The organism is Bacillus sp. FSL K6-1106, assembly GCF_038005245.1.
In the GTDB taxonomy this organism is placed as follows: Bacteria; Bacillota; Bacilli; order Bacillales; family Bacillaceae; genus Bacillus; species Bacillus altitudinis.
In genome coordinates, this window is record NZ_JBBOSV010000001.1 from 957,127 (window position 1) to 975,397 (window position 18,271).

At 41.5% G+C, this 18,271-nt stretch carries 20 protein-coding genes; all 20 read right to left on the reverse strand.

Annotated elements, in window-relative coordinates; genetic code table 11:
• Positions 1-149: 149 nt before the first annotated feature.
• Entirely contained in the window at positions 150-953 is an 804-nt protein-coding gene (gene spo0A, locus MHI20_RS04935) for a sporulation transcription factor Spo0A (protein ID WP_008342226.1), read from the reverse strand.
• A gap of 283 nt (positions 954-1,236) precedes the next feature.
• Positions 1,237-2,514: a SpoIVB peptidase gene (spoIVB, locus tag MHI20_RS04940; RefSeq protein WP_007501161.1), complete on the reverse strand. Its 1,278-nt coding sequence runs from the start codon at positions 2,512-2,514 to the stop codon at positions 1,237-1,239.
• Between the two features lie 198 nt (positions 2,515-2,712).
• On the reverse strand, positions 2,713-4,446 hold the full coding sequence (recN, locus tag MHI20_RS04945) for a DNA repair protein RecN (protein WP_058336661.1): 1,734 nt from the start codon (positions 4,444-4,446) through the stop codon (positions 2,713-2,715).
• A gap of 34 nt (positions 4,447-4,480) precedes the next feature.
• Entirely contained in the window at positions 4,481-4,930 is a 450-nt protein-coding gene (gene ahrC, locus MHI20_RS04950; protein WP_007501163.1) for a transcriptional regulator AhrC/ArgR, read from the reverse strand.
• 161 nt (positions 4,931-5,091) lie between these two features.
• A complete protein-coding gene (locus MHI20_RS04955; RefSeq protein WP_144668104.1) occupies positions 5,092-5,946 on the reverse strand; it encodes a TlyA family RNA methyltransferase in 855 nt (284 codons plus the stop codon).
• Positions 5,943-7,844, reverse strand: a complete 1,902-nt coding sequence (gene dxs, locus MHI20_RS04960) for a 1-deoxy-D-xylulose-5-phosphate synthase (protein ID WP_007501165.1) — start codon at positions 7,842-7,844, stop codon at positions 5,943-5,945. The genes MHI20_RS04955 and dxs overlap by 4 nt, the downstream gene beginning before the upstream one ends.
• A 151-nt stretch (positions 7,845-7,995) precedes the next feature.
• A complete protein-coding gene (locus MHI20_RS04965; RefSeq protein WP_414642589.1) occupies positions 7,996-8,892 on the reverse strand; it encodes a polyprenyl synthetase family protein in 897 nt (298 codons plus the stop codon).
• Complete coding sequence (locus MHI20_RS04970) at positions 8,876-9,136, reverse strand: exodeoxyribonuclease VII small subunit (protein WP_003215880.1); 261 nt, start codon at positions 9,134-9,136, stop codon at positions 8,876-8,878. Before MHI20_RS04970 ends, MHI20_RS04965 begins: the two co-directional genes overlap by 17 nt.
• Positions 9,120-10,478 carry an exodeoxyribonuclease VII large subunit gene (gene xseA, locus MHI20_RS04975; protein WP_024718864.1) on the reverse strand — a complete coding sequence of 453 codons (1,359 nt, stop codon included), beginning with the start codon at positions 10,476-10,478 and terminating at the stop codon, positions 9,120-9,122. Before xseA ends, MHI20_RS04970 begins: the two co-directional genes overlap by 17 nt.
• A 70-nt stretch (positions 10,479-10,548) precedes the next feature.
• Positions 10,549-11,400, reverse strand: coding sequence for a bifunctional methylenetetrahydrofolate dehydrogenase/methenyltetrahydrofolate cyclohydrolase FolD (gene folD, locus MHI20_RS04980; protein WP_340937018.1), 852 nt, complete (start codon positions 11,398-11,400; stop codon positions 10,549-10,551).
• A gap of 11 nt (positions 11,401-11,411) precedes the next feature.
• On the reverse strand, positions 11,412-11,807 hold the full coding sequence (gene nusB, locus MHI20_RS04985; RefSeq protein WP_012010530.1) for a transcription antitermination factor NusB: 396 nt from the start codon (positions 11,805-11,807) through the stop codon (positions 11,412-11,414).
• 209 nt (positions 11,808-12,016) lie between these two features.
• Complete coding sequence (locus MHI20_RS04990) at positions 12,017-12,424, reverse strand: Asp23/Gls24 family envelope stress response protein (protein WP_017357965.1); 408 nt, start codon at positions 12,422-12,424, stop codon at positions 12,017-12,019.
• A gap of 25 nt (positions 12,425-12,449) precedes the next feature.
• Positions 12,450-13,799 (reverse strand): acetyl-CoA carboxylase biotin carboxylase subunit, encoded by a 1,350-nt coding sequence (accC, locus tag MHI20_RS04995; protein WP_024718863.1) that lies wholly within the window; start codon positions 13,797-13,799, stop codon positions 12,450-12,452.
• 11 nt (positions 13,800-13,810) lie between these two features.
• The gene (gene accB / locus MHI20_RS05000; protein ID WP_340937020.1) at positions 13,811-14,293 is read right to left on the reverse strand and encodes an acetyl-CoA carboxylase biotin carboxyl carrier protein; all 483 of its coding nucleotides are present in this window, start codon (positions 14,291-14,293) and stop codon (positions 13,811-13,813) included.
• A 194-nt stretch (positions 14,294-14,487) separates the two neighbouring features.
• Entirely contained in the window at positions 14,488-15,120 is a 633-nt protein-coding gene (locus MHI20_RS05005; RefSeq protein ID WP_340939237.1) for a SpoIIIAH-like family protein, read from the reverse strand.
• Positions 15,120-15,755: a stage III sporulation protein AG gene (spoIIIAG, locus tag MHI20_RS05010; RefSeq protein WP_370539206.1), complete on the reverse strand. Its 636-nt coding sequence runs from the start codon at positions 15,753-15,755 to the stop codon at positions 15,120-15,122. The genes MHI20_RS05005 and spoIIIAG overlap by 1 nt, the downstream gene beginning before the upstream one ends.
• 28 nt (positions 15,756-15,783) lie before the next feature.
• Positions 15,784-16,416 (reverse strand): stage III sporulation protein AF, encoded by a 633-nt coding sequence (spoIIIAF, locus tag MHI20_RS05015; protein WP_340937023.1) that lies wholly within the window; start codon positions 16,414-16,416, stop codon positions 15,784-15,786.
• 14 nt (positions 16,417-16,430) lie between these two features.
• Positions 16,431-17,624: a stage III sporulation protein AE gene (gene spoIIIAE, locus MHI20_RS05020; protein ID WP_017357967.1), complete on the reverse strand. Its 1,194-nt coding sequence runs from the start codon at positions 17,622-17,624 to the stop codon at positions 16,431-16,433.
• Between the two features lie 19 nt (positions 17,625-17,643).
• Complete coding sequence (gene spoIIIAD, locus MHI20_RS05025) at positions 17,644-18,057, reverse strand: stage III sporulation protein AD (RefSeq protein ID WP_087978339.1); 414 nt, start codon at positions 18,055-18,057, stop codon at positions 17,644-17,646.
• A complete protein-coding gene (gene spoIIIAC / locus MHI20_RS05030) occupies positions 18,054-18,260 on the reverse strand; it encodes a stage III sporulation protein AC (RefSeq protein WP_003153142.1) in 207 nt (68 codons plus the stop codon). Before spoIIIAC ends, spoIIIAD begins: the two co-directional genes overlap by 4 nt.
• Positions 18,261-18,271: the final 11 nt, after the last annotated feature.

An 18,271-nucleotide genomic window follows, 5' to 3' on the forward strand; every position in this document is an offset into this window, starting at 1 on the left:
TTATTTTTCATTTTATTCTGAAAATAAAGCGACCCGTTTGTCCAATTTAAACATTAAAGATGATTTTATCAACATAACCATTTTTTAGCAATATTTTACGAAAATAAAAAAACGCCTCATTGAAGAAACGTTTTTTTATGGAAGGTGACTTAGCTTGCTCTATGCTCTAAACGCAGACGATCAGCCACCATGGCAATAAATTCGGAATTGGTCGGTTTGGCTTTTGACATGCTGACTGTGTAGCCAAAGAGTGACGAAATGGAGTCAATATTCCCTCTGCTCCAAGCCACTTCAATGGCATGACGAATCGCTCGTTCTACCCTGCTGGCTGTCGTGTTAAATTTCTTTGCAATGTCTGGGTACAATACTTTTGTAATACTGCCGAGTAGTTCAATATCATTGTACACCATCGAAATGGCTTCTCTTAAGTATAAATAGCCTTTAATATGAGCTGGCACGCCAATCTCATGAATAATCGTCGTAATGCTCGCATCTAAGTTCTTACGTTTCGGTTCAGGTTTGCTGCGAAGGACACTGTTTTGGATAGATGAAGATCGATGGCTGACTTGTGTGCCGTTTCCACTGACTTGACGAATATGACCTACGAGGTTTTCCATATCGAATGGTTTCAAAATGAAATAGGATGCGCCCAAATCGACTGCTTTTTTTGTTACGTCTTCTTGTCCGAAAGCCGTCAGCATAATGACACTTGGCTGTTTGGTCATTTCATTGTTTTCACGGAGGCGTTCCAGTACAGCAAGACCGTCTAAATGAGGCATGATAATATCTAAGAGGAGAACGTCGGGCTCTTTATCTTTAAATAATGTCAGACATTCCTGACCATTATACGCCACGCCAAGTACTTCCATATCTTCCTGTCCCTCAATATACTCTGTCAAAAGGCCAACAAGTTCTCGATTGTCATCAGCTACACACACTTTAATTTTCTCCACGTTCTTTCCTCCCCAATGTCGATTCCTTAGTCTTTTGCATTTCTCTTCTGAGTGTTCAATTCGACAAAACCATGCTATCCCCTTTAAAAAAGTTTAATTTTCCGAATAATAGAGCATTATCTAGCTTTTTCTACGTTTTTCTTAATGAATCGACGATTATTGCAATTTGACAACACACTGTTTTCCATTTTGTCGAAAAATCTCTTTTTCCTTATTTTATAACATGATGGAAGAGAAAGAAAGGGTAGAAAAAAACTGCCGGAAGATTCGCGGCAGTTTTTCATCAGCTTGCTTTTTTGTTTTTTTGATAAAGATCAATTCCTGCTTCTGACAGCATCCATTCAATGTGTACGCCGTATCCGCTTGTCGGGTCATTGACGAACACGTGAGTGACCGCTCCAATGACTTTACCATTTTGGATGATCGGACTTCCGCTCATTCCTTGAACGATCCCGCCCGTTTTGCTTAATAAGCGTTCATCTGTTACTTTAAGCACCATTCCTTTTGTTGCCGGGAATTTTTGCGGTGTTGTGCTGACGATTTTAATATCAAATTTCTCTACTTTATCATGGTCCACAACCGTTAATATTTCGGCTGGACCTTCTTTTACTTCATTTGATAATGCGACTGGAAGTGGTTTGTCTGCTACATGATTTTCAAGTTTTTCGGTTAACGTACCAAATATACCGAATGGACTGTTACGTGAAATATCACCTATCGTTTTTCTTTCAGAAGAAAACCTGGCCAATTTTTCTCCAGGGTTGCCTCCTGTCCCTTTTTCAATGGATGTGACAGTTGATCTGACAATTTCACCATTGTCGACCACGATTGGTTTTTTTGTATCCATGTCAGAAATCACATGCCCAAGGGCGCCATATTTTTTAGAAGATGGTTCAAAGAAGGTCATCGTCCCGATTCCTGCTGCGGAATCACGAATATAAAGACCGATTCGATAAGTACCTTCACTTGCATCTTTGGCGGGTGTTAATGTCGTTTGAAAGGTTTTATGGTCTCTTTTTATGAGTAAATGAAGGGTTTCCCCCGTTTTTCCGGCTTTCTGAATAAATGGGGTGAGGTCATTCATCTTCTCCATTTTCTGACCATTGATCTCAATGATCATATCCCCTGATTGAATGCCTGCAGCTTCACCTGGTGATTTTTTGCCGTCTGCTGTTGTGATTTGATGAAAACCGACAACGAGAACTCCGACAGAATGGAGTTTGACGCCAATGGATTGTCCTCCAGGAATGACTTTTAATTCGGGAAGAACATCGACTTTTGTTTTCTTAATAGGAAATCCTTTAAAATCATAAACAATTTCGGCTTTTCCCGCCTTTTGTCCCGTTACTTCAAGTTGATTTTTTTTCTCTGAAAGACTAAAGGCTGGTGAAGAAGCATTGGCTGACGCTTCAATGGATGTATCAATCGAATGCTTCTCGTGTTCAAATACTGCGACAGTTGTTGGAATGCTGATATATTCCTTCACTATGCTCATAAACCCTGTACTTATTAAAGAAACAAGGAGAATCACACCAATGGCTTTTCTCATCTTTTCGGGCATTCATTTTTCACTCTCCTCGCTCCTTACCCACACCAGAACATTAATGTTTTGGCTACATCTTTACTTTTGCCTTCTTAGCGAGGATTTATAACCGACACCTTTAGAAAATGATTGGATAAATTGATAAAAGAAAAAGATGATTTCATGCGTATATACGGCGAATATGAGACAATATAAAAAAGGCAGCTGTTTTTTCAGCTACCCTGTCGTTTTGACATCATTTGCTTGGTGCAGTAATTCTTTTGCATGCTGTTTTGTGAGCTCAGTGACTTCTACACCAGCAATCATTCGGCCAATTTCACTCACTTTTTCATCATCACTGAGTGGTTTGACGTTCGTCATTGTTCTACCAGCTTTAGCGCGTTTAGAAATAAAAAGATGTGTATCAGCCATTGCTGCAACTTGCGGCAGATGGGTAATACAGAGTACTTGTGAGCCTGCTGCTACTTTATAAATTTTTTCAGCAATGGCTTGTGCGACTCTGCCGCTAACACCCGTATCCACTTCATCAAATATAATGGACGTCACTTCTTGTTTCGCTGAGAAAATACTTTTCACTGCCAGCATGACACGTGAAATTTCTCCTCCAGATGCTACTTTTGACAAAGATTTCATCGGTTCACCCGGATTTGTAGAAATGACAAATTGAGCTTGATCTATGCCATTTTTCCCGAGCTGTACGGGTTTTCCATCTAAAAGCGGGCAGTCCGTACTGCCAAAAGGTGCATATCGAATCGTAAAAGCGGTATCAAAAGAAGACTTCTCCATATATAAATCCTTCAATTCAGCTTGAATGTGCTTCGCCAGTTTTTTCGCCCATTTTTTACGGAGCTCTGACACGTTAAGCGCTTCAAGCAATGCATCCCGGCTTATCGCATCAAGTTTGTTTTTTAGTGTCTGCAAATGGCTGTCTCGATTTTGGATTTGGTCTATCTCCTCTTCAATCTTAGCCGCATATTCTAAAATTTCCTCAACGGTTGTGCCGTACTTTCGCTTCAGCTGCTTCATCTCATTTAGCCTAGACTCAATAAAATCAAGACGGGCTGGGTCAAATTCTAATTGATCAAGCATGCTGCGCATTTGAAAAGTAGAATCTTCTAATAAATAATAGGAGTTTGACACTTGCTCAGAGAGTGTTTTCAGATCGTCGTTGATCTCAGAAACTTGCTCAAGCTCGCTTGAAGCCATCCCAACCCAATCAAGTCCTCCCTGCTCATTACGCAGAGCATTATATGCGTTTTGAAGCGAGGAAAAGATTTTTTCAAAATTGCTGATTTGATGACGTTCCTCTTGAAGCTTCTCATCTTCCCCAGGCTCTAATTGTGCCGCTTCAATCTCTTCCAGCTGAAATTGCAATAAGTCTAACCGGTGAACCATTTCTTGTTCATTTTCAGACAGCTGTTTGAGTTTTTGCGCCGTCTTCATATATTGATCATACGCTTCTTGATACTGCGAGAGAGCAGGTGCAATTTCTTCTGCTCCAAATTGATCAAGCAAATGCAAATGATTTTCATCCTCCATTAACAGCTGATTATCGTGCTGTCCATGTATATCAAGCAAAAGCCGGCCAACTTCTCTTAAAAGCGAGATGGTGACAAGCTTACCATTAATGCGGCAAATGCTTTTCCCGCTTTGATTGATATCACGGCGAAGAATCATCATTTCATCAGATGCATCAATTCCTTGCTCCTCGCAAAGGGCAAATACAGGATGATCTGCAGGTACAAGAAAAAGACCTTCCAGCTCTGCTTTTTTTTCGCCATAACGGACAAATTCGGATGATCCTCTTCCCCCTACGAGAAGTGAGACAGCGTCAATCATGATTGATTTTCCGGCACCTGTTTCCCCTGTTAGAACTGTGAGTCCTTTTTCAAACGAAACCGTTAACTCCTCAATGATTGCAAAGTTTTTAATGGTTAGTTCTGCTAACACTCATTTGACACCTCTTTTTGTAAACCTGATCTCTTTATAGAAGCTCTAAAATTTTGGACGAAACGGTATCCGTATCGTCTGGCGTGCGGCAAATGATTAAGATGGTATCATCCCCACAAATGGTTCCCATAATTTCTTCCCAATCTAAATTATCCATTAAAGCACCGATGGCTTGAGCGTTCCCAGGCATTGTTTTTAGAACGATTAAATGACTGGCAGCATCCATTTTAATAAATGCGTCCATTAAGGAACGCTTTAATTTTGATAGCGGGTTAAACCGCTGATCTGCAGGAAGGCTGTATTTATATGTTCCATTATTTGTTGGCACTTTGACTAAATGCAGTTCTTTGATATCTCTTGATACGGTCGCCTGTGTGATGTTATATCCATCCGCTTTCAAAATATCGACTAATTCGTCTTGTGTTTCGATTTCTTGGCTTGCGATAATTTCTCTAATCTTAATATGTCTTTGACCTTTGTTCATTTTGACCCCCCTAGGCGTTAGAATCTCAGTTTGTCTTTACGTTCTATGTTATATGATGCACACTTCAAAAAACAAGCATTACGTGAGAAACCGTCAATTCTGATCTTTTGACCATGTAAAAAGGAATAATAGCGAGCTATTATTCCTTTTGTTTCAATAATTCATGTGTCAGCTGGCTCAGGACTGTTTTTCTTTTCTTTCAATACGGCATGGGCTTCTTTGACGACTTTTTCAAGTTCAGATACTGGAAGTGCCGTATTCTCTTCTTGATCGAGATGCAGGACCAAGTGGAGGAGAAATTCGATATTTCCATCTCCGCCTGTAATCGGTGAAAACGAAACATTCTTTACATCATAGCCTTCTTTTGCAGCAAATTGATTCATTTCTTCTAGCACACCAAGATGTACAGAAGGTTCTCGCACAATGCCTTTTTTTCCAACAAGCTCTCTGCCCGCTTCAAACTGCGGCTTCACTAGCGCAATACAGTCGCCGCCTGGGATAAGAATATGCTTTAATGCGGGAAGAATGAGTTTGAGCGAGATAAATGATACATCAATAGATGCAACCTCTGGTAATCCTTCGGTGAAATCTGCCGGAACAGAATGGCGGAAGTTGGTGCGTTCCATGACGATCACCCGATCATCCTGTCGTAATTTCCACGCAAGCTGATTGTAACCAACATCCACAGCATAGGATTTGACTGCTCCATTTTGGAGTGCGCAATCTGTAAATCCCCCTGTTGATGAGCCGATATCAATTAAAAGCTTTCCTTCAACGGTTAAATCAAATTCCTGAAGTGCCTTTTCGAGCTTTAGCCCACCTCGGCTGACATATTTCAGCGGATTCCCCTTCACAGTCAGCGGGGTATCACGAGCGATTTTTTCTCCTGGCTTATCCAAACGGTTTTCATTTGAGTAAACGATCCCTGCCATAATGGCGCGTTTTGCTTTCTCTCTCGTTTCCATTAGTCCTTGTTCGACTAATAAAACGTCAAGTCGTTCTTTCTTTGATGTCATGATCCAATTCCTTTTCTTGGTGCTGCGGGAAGCAGGTCACGTAACGTTTCAGCAACCTGTGTTTTCGTCAGTCCAATTTCCTCAAGTAGCGCATCGACACTTCCATGCTCAATAAATTCATCTGGAATGCCCATACGTTCTACTTTTATATGAGACGCTTTTTTGTCGTGAATATATTCTAATACGCTGCTGCCAAATCCACCCTGAAGCACCGCTTCTTCTATTGTTAAAATTGGCAAACCTTCAGACAGTATCTCATTTAACATGCCTTCATCAAGAGGCTTAATGAAACGTGCATTGACAACACGGATTGATTTTCCTTCTTTTTGCAGTTCTTCTGCTGCCTGCAGCGCCATTTTAATGGTTGTACCGAATGTTAAAATGACAGCATCTTTCCCAGGACGAAGAACTTCCCAAGAACCAATTGGAATGGTTTTCAGCTGTTCATCCATTTTGACGCCTAGTCCATTTCCACGCGGGAAGCGCATGGCGATTGGACCATCATCATATTGAATGGCTGTGTTGACCATATGCTGTCCTTCATTTTCATCCTTTGGCATCATGAGAACCATATTCGGCATATGACGCATAAAAGCAATGTCAAACACACCTTGATGTGTTTCTCCATCTGCACCGACAAGACCTGCACGGTCAATTCCAATGAACACATTGAGATTTTGACGGCAAATATCATGCAGCACTTGATCATAGGCTCTTTGAAGGAACGTTGAATAAATCGCTAAAAATGGCTTCATGTCCTGTGTAGCAAGTCCGGCTGCCATTGTTGCAGCATGCTGCTCTGCAATTCCAACATCAAACATTCGCTCAGGGAATTCTTTTGCAAACCCTTCAAGCTTTGAGCCAACAGGCATTGCAGGTGTAATCGCGACAATCCGCTCATCTTCCCGTGCAAGCTTTCTGACGGTTTCACTGACGAGACCACTCCATGACGGTGCAGCTGCTGTCGGTTTTACAAAGTCACCTGTGTCGATTTTGTATGGGCCTGTTCCGTGCCATGTGCCGATCTTATCAGATTCGGCCGGCTTATAGCCTTTTCCTTTTTTCGTGATGACATGAAGGAGAACCGGGCCTTTTGTTTTCTTTGCGTATTCAAGATTCTCAAACAAATCTTCATAGGAATGTCCATCTACTGGTCCTAAGTAAGTAAAGCCCATTTCCTCAAAGAACATACCAGAGACAAGCAAATATTTCAGACTGTCCTTGATACGTTCTGCTGTTGCAGCAAGCTTCCCACCTACTGCTGGGATACGCTTGAATAAATATTCAAGCTCGTCCTTTACCCATTGGTATTTACCAGCTGTACGTAGTCTGCCAAGCATTGTATGGATCGCACCAACGTTTGGCGCAATACTCATTTCATTGTCGTTTAAGATCACAATCATGTCTTTTTTTTCATCCCCGATATGGTTCAGTGCTTCTAACGCCATACCGCCGGTTAGTGCACCATCGCCGATAATCGGGAGAATGTATTCATCTGTTCCTTTAATGTCACGCGCTGCCGCCATTCCCATTGCACCAGATAATGAGGTTGAACTGTGTCCAGTCTCCCAAACATCATGTTCACTTTCATTTCGTTTGGGGAAACCGCAGAGCCCTTTATATTGACGAAGTGTATCAAACTCGGCGCCTCTTCCAGTTAACAGCTTGTGAACGTAAGACTGATGTCCAACATCCCAAAGAAATTTGTCTTTCGGGCTGTCAAATACTTTGTGAAGTGCAACAGTAAGTTCAACGACACCAAGGTTTGGACCAATGTGCCCACCAGAGTTCGCTAACGACTCAATTAAAAACGTGCGAATGTCCGCACTCAGCTCCTCTAATTCTGCATTTGACATTCCTTTTAGAAACGTTGGATTTTTTATTGATAAAAGATCCAATCAGGATCAACTCGCTTTCAACAAAATTTCTATCTACATATATAATGCCTTATTCCTATGAAAACCAATTCAGGAATAAGAGTTGTCTCATCATGATAAACTGTTTACAGTTTACCACAATTGCTCGAGGACCCTCAAATCTAGGCTGTTTTTAGTGATCTCGTGAGGCAATCAGATCGCATAAATCATGCAGCAAGTTTTGCTCCAACTCAAGATTTGAGACAATTTCTTTCGCACGAGTGATATGTTCATCCAACTTTTCTTTTGCTCCTGAAAGCGTTAATAAAGAAGGATATGTCGACTTTTCATTTGCTGTATCGGAGCCGATCCGCTTTCCTATTTTCTCTTCGCTGCCTTCAAGATCTAAAATATCATCACGGATTTGAAAAGCAATGCCAATATGATAGCTGAATTCTCTCAGCTTTTCGATCTCATCATCAGATGCACCTGCCAGTATCGCACCAGCAACCACACTAAAGGTGAGTAGCTTTCCTGTTTTGCGGGCATGAATCGATTCTAATTCAGAAAGAGAGATTTGTTTCTGTTCTGCTTCCATATCATCAAATTGCCCGCCAACCATTCCGAGTGCACCTGCTGATGTAACAAGTTCATCGATGATTCGAAGCTTTTGATCAGCAGGTACATCGTCAGATAATTGCGATGTAATGAGACGGAAGCTTTCAGTGAGCAGCGCATCACCTGCAAGAACAGCTGTTGCCTCGCCGTATACTTTATGGTTGGTCGGCTTTCCTCTGCGCAGATCATCATCGTCCATACAAGGAAGATCATCATGTATCAAGGAATACGTATGAATCATTTCCACTGCACAACCTACTGGTATACCCTCTTCTTCCCTTTTTCCATACGCATTTAAAAGAGCAAGAACAAGCACAGGACGTAGTCTTTTTCCGCCAGCTTTCAGAGAATAAAGCATAGAAGATTTCAGCTCTTCTGGAATAGCCAATTCCTGCACATATGTAAATAAATAGTCTTCAATTGCTTGTTTTCGTGTTGTTAAAAATTCGTTTAAGTTACTTGTCACCAGCATCTGCCTCCTTCACAGAAAAAGGAGCCAGTTCACCGTCCTCTTTTAAAATGAAATCCATTTGCTTTTCAACATGCTGTAATTTTTCATGGCAAAGTTTTGAGAGCGTCATACCCTCTTGGAAATAGTGGATAGCTTGTTCTAGCGGTACATCGCCTTCTTCGAGCTTTCCCACAATCTCTTCAAGTCCTTTCATGGCCTCTTCAAATGTCATTTGTTCTTCTTTTTGTTTATTTGATTCTGTCATGATGATTGCCCTCCTTCTCAATAACCTCACAAATCAGACGTCCATCCTTCATTGTAATCGTCAGTTGATCCTTCGTTTCTACTTGATTCACACTTTTAATGAGCTCATCTTCTTTATAAGCTAAACTATAGCCTCTTTCCATGACTTGAAGCGGATTTAATGCATTTAGTTTACCAAGAACCGATTGGAACTGCGAATGAATTGTTTTCATTTGCACATTCATGCTCCGAACGAGCTGTTCTGTTTCATTGGCGTGACGTTTTTTCGCCTGAAGCAGCTGCTCTTTTGGATGAAGCGGCTTCAGTCTATATGTTTGGCGGTCAAGTTGACTGCGTTTTTGTTCCATTTGTCTTGTCAGCTGTTTTTGAAAACGATCAAATACCATATCGAATTGCTGCTCTTTTTGCTCTTGTAATCGTTTTGGAAAACGGAAAGCATAAGAGGATTGAAGTGCCACAAGACGGTCTTTTGCTTGTGACGTTCGATTTTTTACTGCTCTTGTTAACCGAATGTCGATTGATTTGATTCGTTCAATTAAATCAGCGGTGCTTGGAACAGCTAGTTCTGCTGCTCCTGTTGGTGTGGGTGCTCTCATGTCTGCAGTGAAATCACTAATGGTAAAGTCTGTTTCGTGCCCAACTGCAGAAATGATTGGAATGTCTGATGCGAAGATCGCTCTTGCGACTGCTTCTTCATTAAAGGCCCAAAGTTCTTCAATCGATCCTCCGCCTCTCCCGACAATCAAGACATCACAAAGTTGTTTTTCATTGGCTTCTTTAATCCGTTCCACAATCGAACGCGGAGCATTTTCTCCTTGGACTAATGCCGGAAGCACAATGATCTTGGCCTGCTGATAGCGCCGATTGATCGTGGTAATGACATCTCGAACAGCTGCTCCTGTTGGGGATGTAATGACACCAACAACCTCTGGATATTCAGGAATTGTTTTTTTATAGCGCTCATCAAATAAGCCTTCACTTGCTAGTTTCTTCTTCAGCTCTTCATAGGCAAGATGAAGAGCACCAACACCATCAGGCTGCATTTCTTTTGCATATAATTGATAGCTTCCGCTCGGTTCGTAGACTTGAATTCCGCCACGTACGAACACTTTCATTCCGCTCTTTGGTGAAAAAGGCAGCTTGGACGCGGAGCGCTGGAACATAACAGCTTGCATACGTGCATTTTCGTCCTTTAAGGTGAAATAAACATGACCTCTTGAATGAATCTTCACATTTGATAACTCACCTTTGATCCAAATATCTTCTAAATGAGGGTCAACATCAAATTTTCTTTTTATGTATTTTGTAAGGGCTGTGACCGTCACAAAGGCTTTTTCACTCATGACGTATTCCTCCTCTTCAAAAACGCACATTCATCCACCGGCAGCACGCAGGTGGATGAATGGATCAAGCTTATGATAATGTACGTTTTGCTGATTTAACCGTATTGTGTGCAAGCATCGTAATTGTCATTGGACCCACTCCGCCAGGGACTGGTGTGATGTAAGAAGCTTTTTCTTTTGCTGCTTCAAAGTCAACGTCCCCTACAAGTTTCCCTGTTTCTAGACGATTGACTCCTACATCAATGACAATAGCGCCTTCTTTAATTTGGTCAGCTTTAATAAAGTTTGCTCGACCGACGGCAACAACTAAAATGTCCGCTTTTAACGTATGTTCTGAAATGTTCGCCGTTCTTGAATGACAGTAGGTGACGGTTGCATTTTCGTTTAATAGCAATTGTCCAACTGGTTTGCCGACGATATTGCTTCGTCCTACAACGACCACTTCTTTGCCAGAGAGATCCACACCTGTTTTGTTCAATAATTCAACAATACCTGCTGGTGTGCAAGGGAGGAATGTGTCTTCCCCAAGTAGCATTTTCCCGATATTCAGCGGATGAAAACCATCTACGTCTTTCTCTGGTGAAATGCATTCAATGACGGCTTTTTCAGAAATATGTTTTGGCAGTGGAAGCTGAACAAGAATTCCGTGGAATTGATCATTCGCATTGTACTGATCAATCATCTTTAGCAATTCCTCTTCTGTTAAAGAAGCATCTAAATGATCAAGCTGGAAATGCATGCCCATGGCTTCTGCTGCTTTTTTCTTCCCGCGTACGTAAGAAAGTGAAGCCGGATCATCACCGATTAGAATAACGGCAAGACCAGGTGTGACTCCTTTTTGTTTTAGCTCTTCTACTTCTTTTGCTAATTGTTCACGCTTTTCTTTTGCTGTTTCTTTCCCATCGATGATTGTTGCTGTCATGTCGAATCCTCCTATTGCTGCTTTAGGTCGTTTTTAATGTTTGAAAGTACACCATTTACAAATTTCGGCGCCTTATCGTCACCGAACAATTTAGCCAGTTCAATGGCTTCATTCATTGAAACACTCACCGGGATATCTTCTTGATATACCATTTCGTACACAGACAGCCTTAAAATGGCTCTGTCTACGTTCGCAATACGATCAAGTTTCCAATTCACAAGATGCTGTGAAATCATGTCATCGAGCTTGTCCTTTTGTTCGAGCACACCGAAAACCAGTTCCTCGAAAAAAGGATCTGATTCTTGTTCATCCAGCGCATGTGTAATGGCCTCTTTCGGATCAATATTGCTGACATCAATTTGAAATAATGTTTGTAGCGCCTTTTCTCTTGCAGTTCTTCTTTTCATTATTTACTCCTTTAACCACTTTATCCGCTTGTCGTTAAGCCATACAGAGATCATAACATATTTTGACCGCAGTCGCACCAAGATCCATGCGAGCTGTGACGAAAAACGAATCACTCCATGCGTGACGTAATCATCATGTGGAATTTTCCCAAAAATGGGCTTTAAAAAACCAAAGAGGCAATGCCTCCTTGGTTTCACTTCAACCCTTTTTACATTTCTTGATCAACTTCAGCTTCAGCTGTTTTTGTATCAAATTGAATGCCGACGACATGAATGTTGATTTCATTAATCGTTAAGGCCGTCATGTTTAAAAGGGTTTGACGGATATTTTCTTGAACAGCAGTGGATACCTTTGGAATGGATAGGCCAAATTCAACCACACAATACACATCAATTGTGATGCCTTCATCAGAGACATCTACTTTCACACCTTTACGGTGATTCTTCTTCCCAAAGCGTTCTGCCACATCAGCAGCGAAGTTGCCGCGCATTTCCGCAATTCCTTCGACCTCTGATGCAGCGATCCCAGCAATGACTTCAATCACTTCTGGCGCAATTTGCACTTTTCCCAATTGATCTTCATCAAGGTTCATTTCAAGCAAATTGTTTTCTGACACGATCATTCACCTCCGAAAGCTGTTATTATTTCATAATTTGATACGTTTCTAAAAACTTCGTATTAAAATTACCGCTCACAAATGTTTCGTGCTCTAGTAATCTGAGGTGGAATGGAATCGTTGTGTAGACTCCTTCAATGACGAATTCTTGAAGCGCACGTTTCATTCTTGCAATTGCTTCTTCTCTCGTTTTACCATATGTGATCACTTTCGCAATCATACTATCGTAATATGGCGGAATCACATAACCAGGATAAGCGGCAGAATCAATACGTACTCCTAAACCGCCTGGCGGGAGGTACATTTTAATTTCACCAGCAGAAGGCATGAAGTTTTTCTCAGGGTTCTCTGCATTAATACGACATTCAATCGCCCAGCCTTCGTATACGACATCCTCTTGCGTAAGGGAAAGCTTTTCACCTGAAGCTACTTTGATCTGTTCTTTGATCAAATCAACACCAGTGACCATTTCCGTTACAGGATGCTCTACTTGGATACGTGTATTCATTTCCATGAAGTAAAACTTCTCTTCATTATAATCGTAAATGAATTCAACCGTTCCAGCACCTGTGTATTCAACAGCTTCGGCTGCTTTTACGGCAGCTTCACCCATTTGCTCACGAATATCTGCATTTAGTGCAGGTGATGGCGTTTCTTCCAGAAGCTTTTGCATTCTTCTTTGGATAGAACAATCACGTTCACCTAAGTGAATGGTATTCCCATGCTGATCAGCAAGGACTTGAATTTCAACGTGTCTAAAGTCTTCAATGAATTTCTCCAAATAGACACCTGGGTTCCCGAAGTTTTGTGCTGCTTCCTGCTGCGTGATGGTGACACCGTTAATGAGCTCTTCTTCTGTGCGAGCCACACGGATACCTTTACCACCGCCGCCTGCAGTTGCTTTAATAATGACAGGATACCCAATACTAGCTGCTGTTGAAACAGCATCATCAAGATCTTTTACAATTCCTTGAGAACCAGGGACAATTGGAACTCCAGCTTGCTTCATTGTTTCTCTTGCCACATCTTTCGTTCCCATTTTGGAAATTGCTGACGCAGTTGGTCCAACAAAGATGACATTACATTCCTCGCAAAGCTCTGCAAAGTCTGCATTTTCAGCAAGGAAACCATATCCTGGATGGATGGCATCTGTACCTGTTAGTTTTGCGACACTGACAATATTTGTCACATTTAAATAACTATCTTTTGAAGCAGTCGGTCCGATGCAATATGCTTCATCAGCCATTTGAACATGCAGCGCATCACGATCCGCTTCAGAAAATACCGCAACTGTTTCAATTCCAAGCTCTTTACAAGCACGGATGATTCTAACTGCGATTTCTCCTCTGTTTGCAATTAATAGCTTTTTAATCATGATCGTACTCCTTACTCTGCTTTCACTAGAAAGAGGGGTTGTCCGAATTCTACAAGCTGACCGTTTTCAGCTAATACTTCGACGATTTCGCCTTTTACTTCTGCTTCGATTTCATTAAACAGTTTCATCGCTTCAACGATACATACAACTGAGTTTTCCTTCACTTTAGAACCTGTTGTCACATACGGATCTGCTTCTGGTGAAGAAGAAGCGTAAAATGTGCCAACCATTGGGGATGTGATTTTATGCAGGTTTTCAGACGCGGCTCCCTCTTGTGCAGGGGCTTCGGTCTGAGCTGGAGCTTGTGCTTTAGGAGCTTGTTGAGCTGGAGCTGCTTGGACAGGAGCCACTGGTGCTTGTGCCGCAACTTGCTGAACGACTTCTTTATTTTTCTTTAACTTGATTTTTGCACCTTCATTTTCGTACGTAAATTCATCAATTGTTGATTCGTCAATTAATTTAATTAGTTCATGAATATCTTCAATTTTTAACATGGATTTGCACCCCTATGTATGGATTTATCTTTTTTTATAGGCTAGTACTAAAAGTACATACTATAACCATCTTACAGGAGGATTTCGTTGAATTCAACTATTAATGTGATGAGACACCTCGCGCAAGCACCTGAAAAAGGGCGTCAACCCGCATGAAAAAACGCCCTTTTCAGAAAAGGGCGCTTGTGCATTTTTTATTGATTCGATGGCTCAAAAGTGACGGCTACGTTATCAAGCCCTCTCATTTCTTTTGTGACCAAATCAATAATATCTGCTGCTTGGGACTTTGATTTTTTATCAGAACGAACCGTGATGTTCACTTTATCTCCTTCTGCACTGACGAGCGCATCTTTATATCCTTTTGTTTTAATTAATGTCTCCAGCTGGCGCTCTGTTCCTTCTGCCTCACTAAGCGCTGTCATTTGATCATAAGCTTCACTTTTTTCTTGCGCTGTTGCATCATCGCTAGACACGATTTCGTTATACTCTTCACGCTGCTTGCTGCGCTTATCTTCAAGTTCAAGTCTGTAGGTTGTGAAAAGTTCATCGTCGGTCTGCTCTGAAACAGCCTTTCCTTCTTTTCCACTTGTTTCAACATCTTCTTGTTTCGCATTGGTTTCTTTGTCAGTTGATTTCTCTTCTGCATTCTTTTCGGTTCCTTTATCAGTCCCTTTTTCTGGCTCAGCCTTTTTCTCTTCCATTCCTTTTGATTTTGTATCTTCTACTGTCACAGCATTCTCACCTTGTGGGGACATGATATAGTACACACTTAATACGACAACTAAACTTAGCATCGTTAATAGCCAAACCGTTTGTTTTTTTAACATCATTCCGAATCCTCCTTGATTTTTTTAGGGGCGACAGCCACTCTATGGCTCGGTACATCAAGCACTCGTGTAACCGCTTCAATGATGGTTTTCTTTATTTGAACGTTGTCTACTCCTTGAGCAACAACGAGGACACCTCGAATGTCTGGCTTTTTCGTTTGGACAACAACAGGTGTTTCTTCATTGCCATTTTTAATAATGACAATCTCTTCTTCTTTTGTTTGATCCGTGACACTTCGCACACCGCCTTCTTTGTCTGTTTCCTCGGTCGTAGTGCTTTTATTGGATTTGTTTTTTTCAAACACTTTTAAAGAAGTTGCGTCTACATTTACCACGATGGAAACATCCTCAACACCAATGATCGTTTCTAAAATTTCTTTCAGCTGATTTTCGTATTCTTGTTCAACATCCTCTATCGAGTTGTTTGACTTACCTGAAGAGGATGGTTTGAACACCGCCTGCTCTTCTGAGGATGTTTTTTTAGACGCAGGAACAGCAGCCTCTTGTTTGCTTGATGGCGGTGACAGAATTTGACTGACTAACATGAATGACACGCCGATGATGAAGACAAGCAGTAAGTAATGGTGCTTCGTTAATTTTGGTTTCCCTTCACCTTTTTCAGGTGCTTGGAACATTGATTTCAGTTTTTGTCTCCAGTCCTTGTTATTCATGATCTGCTGCGTCACCTCCCTCAATGTTGAGCGCAATGTGTTCAGGCCGTGTATTCCAAACATCTGCAAGCGTCTCTTTCACCCTCGCCATCTCTTTTGCTGACGTCTCGGCGCTTTCCTCCTTTTGCCTGGAAAGATCAATGTCGACCTTTGCCACCGTTTCTACAGCATCACCTGTGAGCGGGACAAGGACTGCTTTGATGCGAAATTGATCTGCCTCCATATTCTGATCAAGGTGCTCCTCATCTGCCAACACTTCTACGTGTTTCATTTCATAGCTCTCCTTCTCCAGTGGCTCCTTTGCGCTTTTTTCTAGTTGGACAGCCATTTGCTTTAAAATATATGCACGCTGTGAAGCTTGTATTTCTTTTTTTTCTAAATTCATCTGATTTTTTATTTCTTCTGATTGCGCTTGGTCCTTCCCTTTCATGATTTCTGAGAAAATTTGGTCCGGATCTGCCCGGAATAACGCAAAGATCGGATTGAGCATCACGATAATTAACAATAAGCTGACGACCATTTTTGCATACTTCTGCATGCTTGAATTGGGAAGCAAAAGATCAATCACAATCGCAAATAAAATAAATAGGATAATACTTGTGATCCATTCTGTGAGAAAACTCAAATGGTGTCCCCTCCTTACTTCATCATCATGGTGAGGTTGCCAGCTGTGATGATAACGGTAATGCTTAAAAAGAACATAAGCGATACAACAGCTAATGCAGCAAATATATAAAGAACACTTTTTGAAATGACATCAAGGCAGCTAATAATCGGCCCGCCCCCTAAAGGCTGAAGAATCGCAGCGGCCAGTTTATAAATCAGAGCGAGCGACAGCACTTTAATCGCTGGGAAAGCCGCAATTGAAATCAAAATGGCGACGCCTACAAGGCCAACCGTATTTTTCAGCAGCACAGAGGCGCTGATAACGGTATCTGTCGCATCAGTAAACATTCTGCCAAGGACAGGGATGAAATTTCCGGTAATAAACTTGGCTGTGCGAAGAGCGATTCCATCAGTGATAGCAGCAGATGCCCCCTGTACAGAAATGACGCCGAGGAATACAGTTAAAAAAACAGCGAGCCCCCCAATGGCGACATTTCTTAACAGCTGGGCAAGCTGGGTCACTTTGTATTGTTCGGTCAATGTACTGACTATGCTCAAGATCGCTGATAAAAAGATGAGCGGAAGAACGACATATTGAATAAAAACACCGCTCGTGTTCATTAAAAACAAAATCACAGGATGAAAGAATCCGGCTGAGACAAGCCCGCCTGATGAGGCAATAAGTGCTAATAAAAGAGGAATAAGAGCAAGAATAAAACTAGTCATCGTTTGAATGGCTTCTGTTGCATAAGAGATCGCAACATGAAAACTGTTTAATGCAATAATGATAAGCACCATATAAACAAGAGCGTATGCAACTTTACTAACAGTGCTTTGTTCAAACGCATTTTGCAAAAGCTGCAAAAGCGAACAAAAGATGGTAAGTAATATAAGTGTGCCTAAGAGCTTTCCATTGGCAATCAGCTCATGAAACAGATAATGAACAAAAGCCTTCAGCCACGTTTGGGGAGACAGCTCTTTATCGCCATCGATCATTTCCTTCACAGTACCTTTTTGGCTTTCAGGCAGAAAGCCGCCATACTCGTCCAATATCGTTTCCCAAAAGTCACTGATAGAATGAAGCTCTAAGGCATCAGCCTGTCCACCCGCAACTTCTTCTGCGACCGGTTCTTCACTTGATAAAGGCACACTTTCTTCTGCACCTGCATACGGAACGATCATCCAAAAGAACATCATAAACCCCAGCACAGCTGTCACCCGTTTCATCATCATCACCTCTTTTCCATCAAGTCATGGACGGGATCATACCTAGGATCGTCTCAATGATGACCGTTAAAATCGGTACCGCCATGACCAAAATAAGAATCTTGCCGCCAAGCTCTATTTTTGAAGCGATGGCGCCTTGTCCAGCATCCTTTGTGAGCTGGGCACCAAATTCTGCAATATAGGCAATGCCAATGATTTTCAAAATGGTTTCAACGTATTTCATATTGACGCCTGCACTTGCTGCAATTTTTTCAATCATGGAGATAATGGCATAGATTTGATCGATTAAATAAAGGAAAATGACACACCCAGTAAACACAACAAGCATAAAGGCAAAGGTTGGCTTTTGTTCTTTGACGATTAATGCTAGAAAAGTAGCGATTAAACCAAGTCCAACAATTTGAATAATTTCGATTTGTAAGCCCTCCCCTATCCTTGAAATAGAAATACGGCTTTAATCTTCTTAAACAAATCATCCACAATGGTAGCAACCATAAATAAAATGTAGATAAATCCAAGCAGTGTGACCCACTGTGCGTACTCTTTTTTCCCCATTTGATCTAAAATCGTATGGAGAAAAGCCACGACGATACCCACTCCCGCAATTTGGAAAATGACGTTTACATCAACGCCCATGCTCTCGACTC